Here is a 15,904-nt window from a genome sequence, read left to right on the forward strand (position 1 = left end):
TTCGAAGAATTTCTTCTTTCTACTCAACAACTTGCGCCTCAGTGATTCTTTCGCTTCACATCAGCGGGAGGCGAATTCTACAGCGTTCAAACTCGCTGTCAACACCTCTTTTTCAGTTTCTTTCGGAGTCATCCGAACAAACTGGCGATGCCTTAAACCAGCCTGACACCACCCTTCCACCGCATCAATCAAACCTTGGCCTGACCGCATTCCAACTACTTAACCCTTTGATTTACAAGAGGTTTTTCCTGGATTCCGCTGTGGAAGTGGTGCGCATTATAGGGATACGAAACGGCACGTCAACACTTAAATGAAAAAATCATTCAGCCTTCAACGAGATACGCGCAAACGCCTTCTTACCAGCCTGGCAAACATGCACGGCGCCACGCTTGAAGATGAAGCCGCGATCGACTACCGCGCCATCTACACGAACACCACCAGAGCCGAGCAGATCACGAGCGACAGCGGCGTTCTTCACCAACCCCGCCTTATTAAGGACGGATGCAATCGGCATGTCCTCTTCTGCTACCAACTCGATTTCCGGAAGATCCTCAGGCAGCTCGCCTTCCTTCATACGGTTGCCAACTGAACGATGCGCAGAAGCCGCAGCCTCTTCCCCATGGAAGCGAGCCACGATCTCTTCGGCCAGTTTGATCTTGATGTCGCGAGGGTTCGCACCCTGCTCGATATCGCGACGGAACTGCTCGATCTCTTCCATGGAGCGGAAGCTGAGCAGCTCGAAGTAACGCCACATCAGTGCATCGGGAATGGACACCAGCTTGCTATACATTACGCCCGGCGCTTCCTGGATACCCACGTAGTTACCCAGAGACTTGGACATCTTCTTCACACCATCCAGGCCTTCGAGCAGCGGCATGGTGACGATGCACTGGGACTCCTGCCCGTAGGCGCGCTGCAGCTCACGCCCCATCAGCAGATTGAACTTCTGATCGGTACCACCCAGCTCGACATCCGCACGCAACGCTACAGAGTCATAGCCCTGAACCAAGGGATAGAGGAACTCGTGGATCGCGATCGGCTGATTGCTGCTGTAGCGCTTGTCGAAGTCATCGCGCTCCAGCATCCGCGCCACCGTGTACTGGGACGAAAGGCGAATGAAATCCGCCGGGCTCATCTGATCCATCCAGGTGGAGTTGAACGCCACTTCCGTCTTCGCAGGATCGAGAATCTTGAACACTTGGGTTTTGTAAGTCTCGGCGTTGTCCAGGACCTGCTCGCGAGTAAGCGGCGGGCGGGTGGCGCTCTTGCCGCTGGGGTCGCCGATCATTCCAGTGAAGTCACCGATCAGGAAGATCACCTGATGACCCAACTCCTGGAACTGACGCAGCTTATTAATAAGGACGGTATGTCCAAGGTGCAGATCGGGCGCGGTCGGATCGAACCCCGCCTTGATGCGCAGGGGCTGCCCCCGCTTGAGCTTTTCTACCAGCTCGGACTCGACCAGAACCTCTTCTGCGCCGCGCTTGATAAGCGCCAGCTGCTCTTCAACCGACTTCATGAAAGCCCCGTAACCGCTCGACAAACCAAAAGGGAACCAAACATACAAGATCGCTGACTAATTACAAGTTTTGCGCCCGGGTCGGTACCAACCGGCGGAAGGCAGGATCTTGAGGTTGCCTACGCCGTATTTTGGTTATATTTTAGGCAGTTAGTTCACATTCTAAAAACACCACTCGCCATGACGCATATCGTTCCTAAAGCGCCGCGCTACCCGAAAAGCCATTTGCTGGCCGCAAGCGGTGTAGCTGCGCTGCTCAGCCTGGCTTTGCTGGTGTTCCCGTCTCGTGAAGTCGAGGCGAAGAAGACCTACATCAATCTGGAAATGGAGAACGGCTCCGAAGCCCTCCTTCAGGAGAAGGACGACCTCCGACCAGACACCGTCAACGGAGAAGAGGGCAGCTCGCCATTCGCATCCATCGAGCGCCCTGCGGACGACCAGAACAGCGCCGACAAAGACGCGGACAAGGACGAAGCCTCAACCGATCTAGCATCCAGCGAACCACCCGAAGAGCCCGGCCTGCACACCGTGACCGTTGGCAACGGCGACACCTTGTCGACCCTGTTCAGCAAGGTCGGCCTGTCCGCCACCGTTCTGCATGACGTGCTCAATAGCAGCAAGGATGCCAAGGACCTTAGCCGCCTGAAGATCGGCCAGGCGTTCGAGTTCCGCCTCTCTCCCGAAGGCGAGTTGCAGAGCCTGCATTCCAAGCTCAGCGACCTCGAGACCGTGACCCTGTCCAAGACCGACAAGGGCTACGACTTCAAGCGTGACCTGGCCAAGCCGGACATCCACCCCGCCTATGCCCACGGCGTGATCGACAGCTCGCTGTTCCTCTCCGCCAAGCGCGCCGGTCTCTCGCATAACCTGACCATGGACCTGGCGAACATCTTCGACTACGACATCGACTTCGCCCTCGACATCCGAGAAGGGGACGAATTCGAAGTCATCTACGAAGAGAAGTCGGTCAACGGCAAGCAGGTAGGCACCGGCAACATCCTCGCCGCGCGCTTCACCAACCGTGGCAAGACCTACAGCGCCGTTCGCTTCACCAGCAGCCAGGGCATCGCCAGCTACTTCCGCGACGACGGCACCAGCATGCGCAAGGCCTTCATCCGGACCCCGGTGGATTTCGCCCGCATCAGCTCCCGCTTCTCCATCGGCCGCCGCCACCCGATCCTCAACAAGATCCGCGCCCACAAAGGTGTCGACTACGCTGCCCCACGCGGCACGCCTATCAAGGCCACCGGCGACGGCAAGATCGTCCTGGCCGGTCGTCGTGGTGGCTATGGCAACGCGGTGATCATCCAGCACAGCGGCAAGTACCGGACCCTCTACGGCCACATGCAGGGCTTCGCCAAGGGCATCAAGACCGGCGGCACCGTCAAGCAAGGGCAGATCATCGGCTACATCGGCACCACCGGGCTCTCCACTGGTCCCCACCTGCATTACGAGTTCCAGGTCAACGGCCAGCACGTCGACCCGCTTGGCGTGAAGCTGCCCATGGCCGATCCGCTGGCCAGCGCCGAGAAGAAGCGCTTCCTGCAGATGAGCAAACCGCTGATGGCACGCATGGACCAGGAAAAGGCCACCATGCTCGCGCAGAACAAGCGCTGACCCGATGCCGCGCTACCTCGGAGTGATGTCCGGAACCAGCCTGGACGGACTGGACATCGCCCTGATCGACCAAGGAGAGCGCACTCGCCTCCTCGCCTCACACTACATCCCCATGCCCGACTCGCTCCACCAGGAGCTGCTCTCGCTCTGCGCGCCAGGCGAAGACGAACTCGCACGTGCAGCCCTGGCCGAGCGGCGCTGGGTAGAACTCGCCGCCTCAGGCATCGACGTCCTGCTTCGCGAAAAGGGCCTGGCAGCCACCGACATCCGCGCCATCGGCAGCCACGGCCAGACCGTGCGCCACGAACCGGCGCGCGGCTTCACCATCCAGATCGGCAACTGCGCCCTGCTGGCCGAGCTTACCGGCATCACCGTGGTCGGTGACTTCCGCCGGCGCGACGTCGCCGCCGGCGGCCAAGGCGCCCCCCTGGTGCCCGCCTTCCATGAAGCGCTCTTCGACGACCGCAGCGGCAACCGCGCAGTGCTCAACATCGGTGGATTCAGCAACCTGTCACTCATCGAGCCCGACCAACCGGTGCGCGGCTTCGACTGCGGTCCCGGTAATGTGCTGATGGATGCCTGGATCCAGCTCAACCTCGGCCAAGGCTACGATCGTGACGGAGCATGGGCGGCCAGCGGCCAAGTACAACCGTCGCTGCTGGACACACTGCTGGAGGACGACTTCTTCAGCACGCGCGGCCCGAAAAGTACCGGTCGTGAATTGTTCAACCTGAACTGGCTCCAGGCACACCTCGCCAAGCTGCCGCCCCTCAAGCCCGAGGATGTGCAAGCCACCCTCCTCGAACTCAGCGCCCGCAGCATGGTGGATGCGCTCAAGAACGCCCAGGCGGAAACCCTCGAGCTGCTGGTGTGCGGTGGCGGTGCCCACAACGGCACCCTGATGCGCCGCCTCGCCGAACTGCTACCCGGAACCCAGGTCAGCACCACCGACAGCCGGGGCGTGCCTGCGGACTGGGTCGAAGCCATGGCCTTCGCCTGGCTGGCCCACTGCTGCCTCGAAGGCATCCCCGCCAACCGCCCGAGCGTGACCGGGGCCAAGGGCTTGCGCATCCTCGGCGCCATCCATCCCGCCTGAACCAAACCGCACAAACGAAAACGCCGTGCATGAGCACGGCGTTTCTGCATCAGCGAACAGCGATCAGATCGAGAAGGACGAACCGCAACCGCAGGTCGTGGTGGCATTCGGGTTCTTGATCACGAAGCGCGAACCCTCGAGGCCTTCCTGATAGTCCACTTCCGCACCGGCCAGGTACTGGAAGCTCATGGGATCGACGACCAGGCTCACACCGTCGCGCTCGACGATGGTGTCGTCGTCAGCCACGTCTTCATCGAAGGTGAAGCCGTACTGGAAGCCCGAACAGCCACCGCCCGTGACGAAGACACGCAGCTTGAGCCGCGGATTGCCTTCCTCATCGATCAGGTTCTTCACCTTGTTTGCCGCTCCATGCGTAAACATCAGGGCTGTGGGGGTGAAGGATTCGACACTCATGCTGTAACTCTCCCGGCTGGACGCCGCCTTACTGCGCTGTGGCCACGCATTATCCGCTTACCCTAGAAAACTGGTCAACTATTAAGCGTCCGTGTTTTCCGGGCTGATCGGCGCCTCCAGCAGGCGCTGTGCCTCCTTGATGTGCCCGAGGCGCCCCTCTATCTGCGCCCCCATGGCCATCTCCATGAGCCCGTAATAAAGATTGCCGCGTACTCGTGCCTTGGCGCCCAGCTCCAGGTGCTCGGCGGCGAACACATCGCCCACCACCTCGCCGTCGATGATCACGTGGGGCGCGCGGATCTCCCCCTCCACCAGTCCTTCGACGCTGACCCTGACCAGCCCTTCGCTGGCGTTGAGATTGCCCTTGAGGCGACCGTCCACCTGGACAGCGCCCTGGAAGCGCAGATCGCCCTCCAGTTCCGCGCCGATGGCGATGATGCTGGTCTTGCCGCTGAAACGCTGCAGATCGGCCTTGGGTTTCTGTTTGTTGAACATGATCGTCATGACTCCTCGTCGATCCACTCGAATGTGCGCTCCAGCGGTTTCTGCTGGCCGTCCACCTGCGCGCGCACCTTTACCTGACGGGGACTGAAACCTTCGGGCAACTCCAGTTCGGCGAAACGTCCCGCCTCGGGAATCGCCTGGAAGTGCTTGAAGGAAAAAACGACACCCTGCTGCGCCATCTCGCTGGAGAGTGCAGCCAACTCCAGGCTCGCCTCCTTGCCATCCTGGCGACCGATCACCCGAACCCGCAGCGTGCCCTTGATCGGCTGGTCATCCTTGCCGACCCGGCTGAGCATCAGCCGGAAACGGAAGCGCTGCGGCTGGTCCGTGCCGTGCAATTCGAAGGCACGGATGCGCAATCCCTCCCGGCGGCTGTCCGGCGCCAACACGCCCCGGTAGAACGCCAGCTCCTGCTGCAGCTTGAAAACCTGCTTTTCCATCATCTTGATGCTCTGGCGGCTCTGCTCATTGGCCTGGTGGCCCAGTCGCTCGCCGCTTTCCAGCACCGCCTGGCGCTGCTGCAGCTGATCGAGCGCACGGGTGCGCTCATCCAGCTGAGCGCGCAGGCTGTCTCGTTCGGCCACGGCATCCGCCAAGCCTTCGGCACGCAACCAGCCACCCACGAAGAACGCGACCGGCAGCGCCAGCAGCAGCACCACTACCAACCAGCGCACCAGCCGTTCACGGCGCGGGTCACTGATTCGGACCTCCCAGCGCGACATCAGCGAAGCACGGCAGAGGGCGATCGGGGAGACAGAACGCCATCGCGAATGGCTAGCTTGGACATCGACCGCACCCTGAGACCGGAAAGCCGCCGATGATAAAGCCGCATCGGCCAAGGGCCAACCGCCGAGGTGACGCATGACCGCCGGAGCCTCTACTATCGGACCCACCTCACATCAGGGAACATCCGATGCTCTATCTCTGGCTCAAGGCCTTCCACATCATCGCCGTCGTATGCTGGTTCGCCGGCCTCTTCTACCTGCCTCGCCTGTTCGTCTACCACGCCTCGGCCGAAGACACGCCCAGCCGCGAGCGCTTCTGCATCATGGAGCGCAAGCTCTACCGCGGCATCATGCAGCCGTCCATGATCCTCACCCTGCTGCTCGGCGCCGGCATGCTCTACCTCAATCCCGCCTGGCTCAAACAGGGCTGGTTGCACGCCAAGCTCACCCTGGTGTTCCTGCTGATCGGCTACCACCACATCTGCGGTGCCATGCTCAAGCGCTTCGCCCGTGGCGAGAACGGCCGCAGCCACGTGTTCTACCGCTGGTTCAACGAAGTCCCGGTCCTGTTCCTGCTCGCCATCGTCATCCTGGTGGTGATCAAACCCTTCTGACTCCCGACTGCCCCACACGAGGAACGCCCGATGTCACTGCCCGCCCTGCTCGAACAACGCCTGCGCATGCCCGTCGTCGCCGCGCCCATGTTCCTGGTCTCCGGCCCGGAGCTGGTCCTGGCCTGCAGCAATGCGGGCATCGTCGGCAGCTTTCCCGCGCTCAACCAGCGCGACAGTGCGGGCTTCCGCGCCTGGCTCGACGAGATCGAAGCGGGTCTGCAGGCAGATGCCGCCCCCTTCGCGGTCAACCTCATCGTCCACCACAGCAACCCGCGCCTGCAGGCCGACCTGGCCATCTGCGTCGAGAAGAAGGTCCCCATCGTCATCACCAGCCTGGGCGCGGTGAAAGAGGTGGTCGATGCGGTGCATAGCTACGGCGGCCTGGTGTTCCATGACGTCACCACCCGCCGTCATGCCGAGAAGGCCGCGCAAGCCGGCGTCGACGGACTGATCGCCGTGGCGGCCGGCGCCGGTGGCCATGCCGGCACCTGGAGCCCCTTCGCCCTGGTCGCCGAAATCCGCCAGTTCTTCGACAAGACGCTGCTCCTGGCCGGCTGCCTCAACCACGGCCACGAGATCTTCGCCGCACAGATGCTCGGTGCCGATCTCGCCTACCTCGGCACCCGCTTCATCGCCACCCGCCAGAGCAACGCCGACAGCCCCTACAAGCAGATGATCCTCGACGCCCGCGCCGCCGACATCGTCCACACCCCGGCCGTCTCCGGCGTCCCGGCCAGCTTCATGCGCCAGAGCCTCGAAGCCGCCGGCTACGACCTCAAGCGCCTGACCGACAAGGCCGACATCAACTACGGCGAGAAGCTCAAGCCCATCAGCGACGAGGCCAAGGCCTGGAAGACCGTCTGGTCCGCCGGCCAGGGCGTGGGCGACATCGACGACCTGCCGACGGTGGAAGAGCTGATCACACGCCTCGACCACGAGTACCGTGCCGCCACCCAGCGGGCGAACCGCCTCGGCCAGCGCTGGCCGGGATGAAGCGTCGGCACCTGCTCGGCCTGGGTGCACTCGGGGCGCTCGGGCTGTGGGCCATGCGCCCCGGCGACCAGGGCCGTCCCCATGCGCCCTATTTCGCCAGCCTGCAGAACCTGTTGAAACAGGAAGGCGGTGGCGTGCCGCAACTGGTCATCGACCTGGACCGGCTCGATGCCAACGCCGACCTGCTCGCCCAGCGCCTCGGCACGCTGCCGGTGCGCCTGGTCGCCAAATCCCTGGCCTCCAACGGGCTGCTCGAGTACCTCGCCAAGCGCCTGGATACACGCCGCTTCATGGTCTTCCACCCCCCCCAGATCAACCAGCTGGCCCGAGCCTTCCCAGATGCCGACCTGCTGCTGGGCAAGCCGCTACCGGTCGCGGCAGCGCTTGCTTTCTACCAGCAGCTGGGCAACGGCCAGCCCTTCGACCCATCGCGCCAGCTCACCTGGCTGGTCGATAGTCCGCAACGCCTGGCCCAGTACCTCGAACTGGCCCAGGCCCTGCAAAAACCCATGAGCATCGCGCTGGAGATCGACATCGGCCTGCAGCGCGGCGACCACCCGGACGCCGCGAGCCTGGCGCAAACCCTGCGATTGCTGGCAGGCAACCAGCCGCTGCTGCACCTGCGCGGCCTGATGGGCTATGACGCCCAGGTGGCCCACGCTCCCTTCTGGACCGGCAGCCAGGATGCGTTCGAGGCCGCCAATGCGCGCTACACGACCTTCATCGAGGCCGCACGGGGCTTCCCCGCCATCTGGCCCCGGGAGCCCTTGCTCAACGGCGCCGGCAGCCTCACCTACCCCTTGCACGCCAAGGGCAAGACGCCGCTGAACGAAGTCGCGATCGGCTCGGCCCTGCTCAAACCCCTCGAGTTCGATACCCCCCTCCTGGCCAGCCACCAGAGCGCGATCTGGATCGCCACCCCGGTGCTCAAGATGCAGAGCGGCACCCTCCCCTACCTGCAACAGGCACAGGGCGCGCTCGAAGCCTGGAACCCCAACCGGCACAACGCCTACTACCTGTATGGCGGCCGCTGGCCGGCGCAGCCGGTCTCGCCCGAGGGTCTGGCCTATGACGGCATCTACGGGCGCAGCGCCAACCAGGAGCGCCTGATCGGCTCCGCCGGCACTGCACTCGCCGTGGACGACTGGGTGTTCCTGCGCCCCCTGCTCTGCGAAGGCTTGTTCGACCGCTTCGGCGAACTGCGCCTGCTCCGCCACGGCAAGCTGGTCGGCACCTGGAAGCCACAACCAGCCGCCTGACCGGCTCCGCTTTTTGTGCGGCAGGCCGCTTGTGCCGCAGGGTGCGCCACCATTACGCTGTGCCATCCCTAACCAGCCGCCGACAAGGATGCCCGCATGTCCGATGCCCGCTACAAGATCGTCTTCGAAGGAGAACTGATGCCCGGTGTGGCATTGGAGACCGTGAAGGAGAACCTGGCCAAGCTCTTCAAGAGCGATGCCAGCAAGATCGACAGCCTGTTCGGTGGACGCCCCGTTGCGCTAAAGCGCGACCTCGAGGAAGTCGAGGCGGACAAGTACCTGGCCGCCCTGCAGCGCGCCGGTGCCCAGGTGCGCAAGGAGCAGGACCTCGCCGCCGGCTTCAGCCTGGTGGAAACCGAGGACCATCCCACCCCGGAGACCCTGGCCGCCGTCGAAGCCGAGCAGGACACCGGAACCATGACCTGCCCCAAATGCGGCCATGAGCAGGCCAAGTCCGTCGAATGCCAGGCCTGCGGCATCATCATCGAGAAGTACCTGGCGCGTCAGGCCCAACTGGCCGAAAGCGCACCGGCAACCGCCTCCGCCGTGGCCGGCACCGCGACCTCGCCCTATGCCACCCCGCAGGCGCAGGTCGGCGAAGCGTTGCCGCAGTACTGCGAGCTGCGTCCATTCGGCATCACCGGCCGTATCGGCCGCGTGCGCTACCTGGCCTGGTCCTTCGTGTTCATGGTCGCGCTGCTGGTGGTGATCGGCGTCGGCGCCGGCATCGGCTTCGCCATCCACCCGGTGGTCGGTGGCCTCCTCGCGGCCGTGCTGGGTATCGCCGCCATCGTCGTGAGCGTGCAGATCAACGTCCAGCGCCTGCACGACATCGGCTGGTCCGGCTGGCTCTACCTGCTGAACTTCGTGCCCATCGTCGGCAGCGTCTTCCCCCTGCTGCTGCTGTTCATCCCCGGTACTACCGGCGTCAACCGCTTCGGCCCACCGCCGCCGCCGAACACCACCGCAGTCAAGGTCCTGGCCTGGATGTGGCTGGTCATCCCCGTCGTCTTCGGCATCCTCGCGGCCATCAGCATCCCGGCCTACCAGGATTACGTGGAACGCTCCGAGATGAGCAGCTACGAAGCCCCGGTCGACGGCGAGTACGCGGAACCCACCGAGGAAGGCGAGTACGTCGATCCCTCCGAGTCCGCCGACCCGGCTGAGGCGGAAGCACCCGCCGACCAGGAAGAGTTCGAGTCCAACTGAGCAACCTCCCGGGGCTGACGTTGTCCAACCCGGCCCCGACACGGAGATTCGCGATGCCTCGTTTTGCCCTGATTACCGGCGCCTCCAGCGGCCTCGGCCTCGCCCTGGCGGAAGCCCTGGCACGCCGGGGCCGCCATCTGATCCTGGTGGCCCGGCAACGCGACGCACTGGAGAGCATCGCCTACGAACTGACCCAGCGCTTCGGCGTGGAAGTGCTCTACCGCACCTGCGACCTCTCCGAACCCCTGCAACTCTCCGGGCTGCTGCATGAGCTGAACCAGGGCGAGCGGGAAATCGACCTGCTGGTGAACAACGCCGGCATCGGCACGTCCGGCCTCTACGTCGAACAGGACTGGAGCCGCGAACAGGAGCTCATCGAGCTCAACGTCCTCGCCCTCGCCCGTCTCTGCCATGAAATCGGCGGCGCCATGGCCAGCCGTGGCACCGGCCAGATCCTCAATGTCGCCTCGGTCGCCGGCTTCCAGCCTGGCGCCTGGATGAGCAACTACTACGCCAGCAAGGCCTACGTGCTCCACTTCTCCGAAGGGCTGCGCGAAGAGCTCAAGGTCCATGGCGTCGGCGTCTCGGTGCTCTGCCCCGGCCCGACCCGCACCGCATTCTTCCGTGGTGCACGGATGGCCGGCGAGAAGCTCGAAGGCAGCAAGCTGATGATGAGTGCCGAGGAAGTCGCCCTGATCACCGTGAAGGCGCTGGAGAAGAACCGCGCCATCATCATCCCCGGCTGGCGCAACCGCCTGCTGGCGATGAGCCCGCGCCTGTCGCCGCGCTGGCTGGTCCGGCGCCTGGCCGGGCGCATCAACAAGGCCTACCTCCCCAAATAGAAAAGGCGCCGCGAGGCGCCTTTCTGCAGGTCCGGCCGCTTCAGTCGGCCTTCACGCAACGCCCGTCCGCCCAGGCGCGCAACTTGGCCTGCTCCTCGGCCATCACCACCGACAGCGGCGCCGTACCCAGCAACTGCTGCAGCAGCAGCGCCTGGCTCACGCCGACCTGGGCGGCCTGCGCGGCATAGAGCATCCCCACCACCGCCTGCTCGATCTCGGCGCCGGAAAAACCGTCGCTGGATGCCGCAAGGACCGGCAGATCGAACTGAGCGGGGTCGATATCGCGGCGGGACAGGTGGATGCGGAAGATCTCGGCCCGCACCTCGGCACCGGGCAGGTCCACGAAGAACAGCTCGTCGAAGCGCCCCTTGCGCACCAGCTCCGGCGGCAGGCGGTGTATGGCGTTGGCGGTGGCCACCATGAACACCGGCGCCTTGCGCTCCGACATCCAGGTCAGCAGGGTGCCCAGCACGCGCTGGCTCACGCCGCCGTCCTGGTCGCCGCTGGCCAGCCCCTTCTCCAGCTCATCCATCCACAGCACGCAGGGCGCCATCTGCTCGGCCAGCTTGAGGGCATCGCGCAGGTTGCGCTCGGTCTCGCCGAAGAACTTGTTGTACAGGCAGGCGAAGTCCAGGCGCAGCAACGGCAGCCCCCAGAGACCGGCCACCGCCTTGGCTGCCAGGCTCTTGCCGCCGCCCTGCACGCCCACCAACAACATGCCCTTGGGCATGTTGGCCGGCTTGGCCTCCATGAAGGCGCTCTGACGCTCGCCCAGCCAGCGCTTGAGGTGGGCCAGCCCACCGACGTCGGCGAAGCGCGCGGTGTCGTATTCGAAGCTGAGCACGCCTTCCAGGTCGAGCAGCTGGAACTTGGTCTTGTTCAGCTCCGGCAGGTCTTCCTGGGTGATGGCGCCGTCATCGCAGATCACGTTGCGCGCCAGCGAACGCGCCTCGCCATGGCTGAGCCCGCGCAGGTTCTTCACCACCTGCTGCAGGGTGCGGTTGTCGGTGCGCACGCGAGCGCCACGGTTGCGCTCGCTCCAGCGCGCGGCTTCTTCGCGGACGATGGCCAGCAACTCATCTTCGCTCGGCAGGGCCAGGCTGAAGCGCGCACTGTAGCGCTGCACTTCGGCGGGCAGCTTCATCGCGTGGGAGACCAGCACCAGGGTCGGCTTGTGAATGGCCTCGGCCATGGCGACTTCCTTGAGCAGGCGCACCAGCTTGGGGTTGTCGTCGAAGAAGGGGTGCAGGTCGCACATCACGTAGAGATTGGGTTGCGGGTCGGCCTTGATCAGGCGCAACGCGGCTTCCGCATCGGTGCTCGCGCCATCGCCTACCGGTTCGCCACCGAAACCGAGGCGCTGCAGGCCCTCGGTCACCGCCCAGGTGAACAGGCCGAGCCCGCGCTTGACCGCCAGGGTGGTCAGGGTCTCCAGCACGCGCTGCTCGTCCCAGGACTCGATGACGATGAGCTTGACCTTGGAGTCCAGCACCAGCCCCAGATCGTGGATGTCGTTCTTCACACAGGCTCCTTGTGCGGCCAGGCAGGCTGGCCGGGATAAACACGCGCCGCTAAACTCGGGGGCTTCTTATAACAGGCCGGAGAATGTCCGTGGACTGTCTGTTCTGCAAAATCGTCGCTGGGGACATCCCCGCGCGCAAGCTCTATGAAGACGATCACGTGATCGCCTTCCACGACATCGCCCCCCAGGCCCCGGTGCACTTCCTGGTGATCCCGAAAAAACACATCGCCACCCTCAACGACCTCACCGAGGACGACAAGGCGCTGACCGGGCATATCGTCCACACCGCCCAGCGCCTGGCGAAGGAACAGGGCTGCGAAGAAGGCTTCCGCGTGGTGATGAACTGCAACGAGCTGGGCGGCCAGACCGTCTACCACATCCACATGCACGTGCTCGGTCAGCGCCAGCTGCACTGGCCACCGGGCTGATGCGCCGCACGCTACTCCTCGCCCTCTCGCTGCTACCGCTCGCCGCCCTGGCCCAACAGGCCGGCGAGCGCCTGCGTGATGCACTGCCGGACGGCGCCCAGGGCCCCGAGCTGGTGGTGGTCCCTGCGGGCGAATTCCTCATGGGCGATGCAACCGGGCGCGGCAACGACAACGAGCGCCCGCCCCATCGCGTGGTCATCGAGAAACCCTTCGCCATCGGTCGCGTCGAGCTGACCTTCGACGACTGGCAGCGCTACGCGAGCGCCACCGGCAAGCCGATGCCCGACAACGAAGGCTGGGGCCTTTCCGGGCAGCGCCCGGTGATCCACGTGAGCTGGTTCGACGCCCGCGCCTACTGCGACTGGCTGAGCCAGGCCACGGGCCAGCGCTATCGGCTGCCCACCGAGGCGGAATGGGAATACGCCGCGCGGGCCGGTAGCCGTGGCTATTACGCGTGGGGCGACGAGCTGGACAGCAGCGAGAGCGCACCACGCGCCCATTGCCGGGGCTGCGGCACGCCCAATGCGATCCGCGGCAAGACCGCGCAGGTGGGCCAGTACCCGGCCAACGCCTTCGGGCTGCACGACACCGCCGGCAACGTCTGGGAATGGACCGCCTCGCGCTTCGTCGCCCCCTTCGACGGCAGCGAGACGCAGGCCGCGGCGCTGCTCGACCGCAGCCCGCGCGTGGTGCGGGGTGGCGCCTGGAACAGCGGACCTTCCTACCTGCGAACCAGCCTGCGTGATCTCAAGCAGCCGGGGCGCGACGACTACGCCCTGGGCTTCCGGGTGCTGCGCGAGCTGCAGTGATCCCGATCAAACCCGGGCAGGCCCGATGGGTTAAACTGCCCGGCATTCTTGCCTACCGGAGGTGCCCCATGGCCACCGAACGCCAGTACTCCCCCGTTGACCGCTTCCTGCTCCAGGCCGATGCGGCCCTCAAGACCCTGCTTCCCTTCAAGGGCCAGCCCTATCGCCCCAACCCGGCGAACCTGCAGGACGAAGCGCCCATGAGCGAGGCGGACAGCCGCCATGTCACCGGCCTGATGCGTATCAACCACACCGGTGAAGTCTGCGCCCAGGCTCTGTACCAGGGCCAGTCACTGACCGCCAAGCTGCCGGAAGTGCGCAAGGCCATGGAGCACGCCGCCGAGGAGGAGATCGACCACCTGGCCTGGTGCGAGCAACGCATCCGCGAGCTGGGGGGCCGCCCCAGCGTGCTCAACCCGCTGTTCTACGGCCTGTCCTTCGGTGTCGGCGCCGTCGCCGGCCTGATCAGCGACAAGGTCAGCCTCGGCTTCGTCGCCGCCACCGAGGACCAGGTCTGCAAGCACCTGGACGACCACCTGCAGCAGATCCCCGCCGAGGACGCCAAGTCCCGCGCCATCCTCGAGCAGATGCGCACGGACGAAGAGCACCACGCCACTACCGCGCTGGAGGCCGGCGGCCTGCGCTTCCCCGCTCCGGTGAAGTTCGGCATGACGCTGCTTTCCAAGTTGATGACCAAGAGCACCTACAGGGTCTGACGCAGCGGCAAGCCGCAAGCCTCAAGCTGCAAGAAAACGACAGACTGCAAAAACGACAAAGGGCGCCTGGGCGCCCTTTGTGCTTTCCACTTGTAGCTTGCGGCTTCGAGCTTGCAGCCCCCGCGCCTCAGCGCGGCATATTGCGCGCGTAGAAGATTTCCAGCATCTCGTGCCGGACGCGCTCTTCGACCTGCTTGCGCTGCTCAGCGGTCAGGTTGGAGGTCGCGTCGCCGAACAGGTAGTTGTCCAGGTCGAAGTTCTTCAACAGCATCTTGGTGTGGAACAGGTTCTCCTGGTACACGTTCACGTCCGTCATCTGGTACGCGTCCTGGGTATCGTCGGAGAGGTAGTTCTGGATCGAGTTGATCTCGTGGTCGATGAAGTGCTTACGGCCTTCCACATCGCGGGTGAAGCCACGCACGCGATAATCGACGGTGACGATGTCCGAGTCGAACTGGTGGATCAGGTAGTTGAGCGCCTTCAGGGGCGAAATCACACCGCAGGTGGAAACGTCGATGTCCACGCGGAAGGTCGCGATCCCCGACACCGGATGGATTTCCGGGTAGGTGTGAACGGTGATGTGGCTCTTGTCCAGATGGGCCAGGATGGTCTCGGGCAGCGGGCCGGGGGATTCCTCGATCTGGCTGTCGGTGGGCGTCACCGGCTGCTCGGAAATGAGGATGGTCACGCTGGCGCCCTGGGGATCGTAATCCTGGCGGGCGATGTTGAGGATGTTCGCACCTATGATGTCGACCACGTCGGTGAGGATCTGGGTCAGGCGCTCGGCGTCGTACTCTTCGTCGATGTACTGGACGTAGGCCTGCTGGTCCTCGGGGGTCTCTGCATAGCAGATGTCATAGATGTTGAAGCTCAAGGTCTTCGTCAGGTTGTTGAACCCGTGGAGCTTGAGTTTGCTTTTCACCGTTGGGAACTCTCTGTTCATTGCGGCCCTGCCGCGTTGTTGAGCATGCCCGTCAGAAGCGCACAGTGACTTCTGCGTAGGACGGTTTACACCTCTTCGCGATGGCGATTGTGGTTATCGGTTCTGGGGCGGAGTGCCCCGGAAAAACGAGGGGGCGCATTATGCAGTCGACGGGCGTCACCTGCCAGAGTCTGCGCCCCGAATATGATGATCGGGTGTATGCCGATCAGCCGAGCTCGACGATCTCGTAATCGTGGGTGATCTCGACGCCGGCGCGCCCGAGCATGATGGAGGCGGAGCAGTATTTCTCGGCGGAAAGCTCGACGGCGCGCTTGACCTGCGCCTCCTTCAGGCCGCGGCCCTTGACCACGAAGTGCACGTGGATCCGGGTGAACACCTTGGGGTCCTCGTCGGCGCGCTCGGCCTTGAGGAAGGCTTCGCAGCTCTCCACCGGCTGGCGGGACTTCTTGAGGATGCTCACCACATCGAAGTTGGTGCAGCCGCCCAGGCCGATCAGCAGCATTTCCATCGGACGCACGCCGAGGTTGCGACCGCCGCTTTCCGGCGGACCGTCCATCACCACGGCATGGCCGCTGCCGGACTCGCCGAGGAAGAGGGCTTCGCCCGCCCACTGGATACGCGCTTTCATCGCCAGACTCCAGGCTGAAAAAAAGGGTCGCCAGCTTATCACAGCGCCTGGGAGGCGCCGCGTGTC

18 protein-coding genes are annotated in these 15,904 nt (G+C 64.4%); 11 read left to right on the forward strand and 7 right to left on the reverse strand.

Annotation, left to right across the window (positions count from 1 at the left end; all coding sequences use genetic code 11):
• Window positions 1-314, forward strand: a 314-nt coding sequence (locus tag WFQ67_RS26340; protein WP_337058628.1) for a hypothetical protein, incomplete at its 5' end; no start/stop codon positions are given.
• 5 nt (window positions 315-319) lie between these two features.
• Here WFQ67_RS26340 and tyrS read toward each other — a convergent pair.
• A complete protein-coding gene (gene tyrS / locus WFQ67_RS26345; protein ID WP_337058629.1) occupies window positions 320-1,519 on the reverse strand; it encodes a tyrosine--tRNA ligase in 1,200 nt (399 codons plus the stop codon).
• Window positions 1,520-1,699: 180 nt separating this feature from the next.
• Here tyrS and WFQ67_RS26350 point away from each other — a divergent pair, with 180 nt between their 5' ends.
• Together WFQ67_RS26350 and WFQ67_RS26355 are read left to right on the forward strand one after the other, a co-directional pair.
• Entirely contained in the window at window positions 1,700-3,136 is a 1,437-nt protein-coding gene (locus tag WFQ67_RS26350) for a peptidoglycan DD-metalloendopeptidase family protein (RefSeq protein ID WP_213628206.1), read from the forward strand.
• A 4-nt stretch (window positions 3,137-3,140) separates the two neighbouring features.
• Window positions 3,141-4,232: an anhydro-N-acetylmuramic acid kinase gene (locus tag WFQ67_RS26355; protein ID WP_337058630.1), complete on the forward strand. Its 1,092-nt coding sequence runs from the start codon at window positions 3,141-3,143 to the stop codon at window positions 4,230-4,232.
• Window positions 4,233-4,295: 63 nt separating this feature from the next.
• Here WFQ67_RS26355 and erpA read toward each other — a convergent pair whose 3' ends face one another.
• The 3 genes from erpA to WFQ67_RS26370 form a co-directional block, all read right to left on the reverse strand.
• Entirely contained in the window at window positions 4,296-4,646 is a 351-nt protein-coding gene (gene erpA, locus WFQ67_RS26360; RefSeq protein ID WP_111262226.1) for an iron-sulfur cluster insertion protein ErpA, read from the reverse strand.
• Window positions 4,647-4,727: 81 nt separating this feature from the next.
• Window positions 4,728-5,141: a bactofilin family protein gene (locus WFQ67_RS26365; protein ID WP_173179845.1), complete on the reverse strand. Its 414-nt coding sequence runs from the start codon at window positions 5,139-5,141 to the stop codon at window positions 4,728-4,730.
• Window positions 5,142-5,146: 5 nt separating this feature from the next.
• Window positions 5,147-6,013, reverse strand: a complete 867-nt coding sequence (locus WFQ67_RS26370; protein WP_337058631.1) for a DUF6776 family protein — start codon at window positions 6,011-6,013, stop codon at window positions 5,147-5,149.
• A gap of 50 nt (window positions 6,014-6,063) precedes the next feature.
• Between WFQ67_RS26370 and hemJ the strand changes: the two genes are divergently transcribed.
• The 5 genes from hemJ to WFQ67_RS26395 all read left to right on the forward strand — a co-directional run bounded on the left by hemJ (window position 6,064) and on the right by WFQ67_RS26395 (window position 10,792).
• The gene (gene hemJ / locus WFQ67_RS26375) at window positions 6,064-6,489 is read left to right on the forward strand and encodes a protoporphyrinogen oxidase HemJ (RefSeq protein ID WP_213628204.1); all 426 of its coding nucleotides are present in this window, start codon (window positions 6,064-6,066) and stop codon (window positions 6,487-6,489) included.
• A 30-nt stretch (window positions 6,490-6,519) separates the two neighbouring features.
• The gene (locus WFQ67_RS26380; protein WP_213628203.1) at window positions 6,520-7,482 is read left to right on the forward strand and encodes an NAD(P)H-dependent flavin oxidoreductase; all 963 of its coding nucleotides are present in this window, start codon (window positions 6,520-6,522) and stop codon (window positions 7,480-7,482) included.
• The gene (locus tag WFQ67_RS26385; RefSeq protein WP_337058632.1) at window positions 7,479-8,741 is read left to right on the forward strand and encodes an alanine racemase; all 1,263 of its coding nucleotides are present in this window, start codon (window positions 7,479-7,481) and stop codon (window positions 8,739-8,741) included. The genes WFQ67_RS26380 and WFQ67_RS26385 overlap by 4 nt, the downstream gene beginning before the upstream one ends.
• 96 nt (window positions 8,742-8,837) lie before the next feature.
• Entirely contained in the window at window positions 8,838-9,950 is a 1,113-nt protein-coding gene (locus WFQ67_RS26390) for a DUF805 domain-containing protein (protein WP_337058633.1), read from the forward strand.
• Between the two features lie 53 nt (window positions 9,951-10,003).
• A complete protein-coding gene (locus tag WFQ67_RS26395; protein ID WP_213628200.1) occupies window positions 10,004-10,792 on the forward strand; it encodes an SDR family NAD(P)-dependent oxidoreductase in 789 nt (262 codons plus the stop codon).
• A gap of 40 nt (window positions 10,793-10,832) precedes the next feature.
• On the opposite strand, the gene WFQ67_RS26400 is transcribed toward WFQ67_RS26395, so the two are convergent.
• A complete protein-coding gene (locus WFQ67_RS26400; protein WP_337058634.1) occupies window positions 10,833-12,314 on the reverse strand; it encodes an AAA family ATPase in 1,482 nt (493 codons plus the stop codon).
• 89 nt (window positions 12,315-12,403) lie between these two features.
• Between WFQ67_RS26400 and WFQ67_RS26405 the strand changes: the two genes are divergently transcribed.
• The 3 genes from WFQ67_RS26405 (at window position 12,404) to coq7 (ending at window position 14,267) form a co-directional block, all read left to right on the forward strand.
• Complete coding sequence (locus tag WFQ67_RS26405) at window positions 12,404-12,742, forward strand: histidine triad nucleotide-binding protein (protein WP_173179832.1); 339 nt, start codon at window positions 12,404-12,406, stop codon at window positions 12,740-12,742.
• Window positions 12,742-13,551 carry a formylglycine-generating enzyme family protein gene (locus WFQ67_RS26410; RefSeq protein WP_337058635.1) on the forward strand — a complete coding sequence of 270 codons (810 nt, stop codon included), beginning with the start codon at window positions 12,742-12,744 and terminating at the stop codon, window positions 13,549-13,551. Before WFQ67_RS26405 ends, WFQ67_RS26410 begins: the two co-directional genes overlap by 1 nt.
• 68 nt (window positions 13,552-13,619) lie before the next feature.
• Window positions 13,620-14,267 carry a 2-polyprenyl-3-methyl-6-methoxy-1,4-benzoquinone monooxygenase gene (gene coq7 / locus WFQ67_RS26415; RefSeq protein ID WP_337058636.1) on the forward strand — a complete coding sequence of 216 codons (648 nt, stop codon included), beginning with the start codon at window positions 13,620-13,622 and terminating at the stop codon, window positions 14,265-14,267.
• Between the two features lie 127 nt (window positions 14,268-14,394).
• Here coq7 and speD read toward each other — a convergent pair whose 3' ends face one another.
• Window positions 14,395-15,189 carry an adenosylmethionine decarboxylase gene (speD, locus tag WFQ67_RS26420; protein ID WP_111262235.1) on the reverse strand — a complete coding sequence of 265 codons (795 nt, stop codon included), beginning with the start codon at window positions 15,187-15,189 and terminating at the stop codon, window positions 14,395-14,397.
• 226 nt (window positions 15,190-15,415) lie between these two features.
• Window positions 15,416-15,838 carry an OsmC family protein gene (locus WFQ67_RS26425; RefSeq protein WP_337058637.1) on the reverse strand — a complete coding sequence of 141 codons (423 nt, stop codon included), beginning with the start codon at window positions 15,836-15,838 and terminating at the stop codon, window positions 15,416-15,418.
• Window positions 15,839-15,904 lie beyond the last annotated feature (66 nt).

This window comes from Pseudomonas sp. USHLN015 (assembly GCF_037153275.1).
Classification (GTDB): domain Bacteria; phylum Pseudomonadota; class Gammaproteobacteria; order Pseudomonadales; family Pseudomonadaceae; genus Metapseudomonas; species Metapseudomonas tohonis.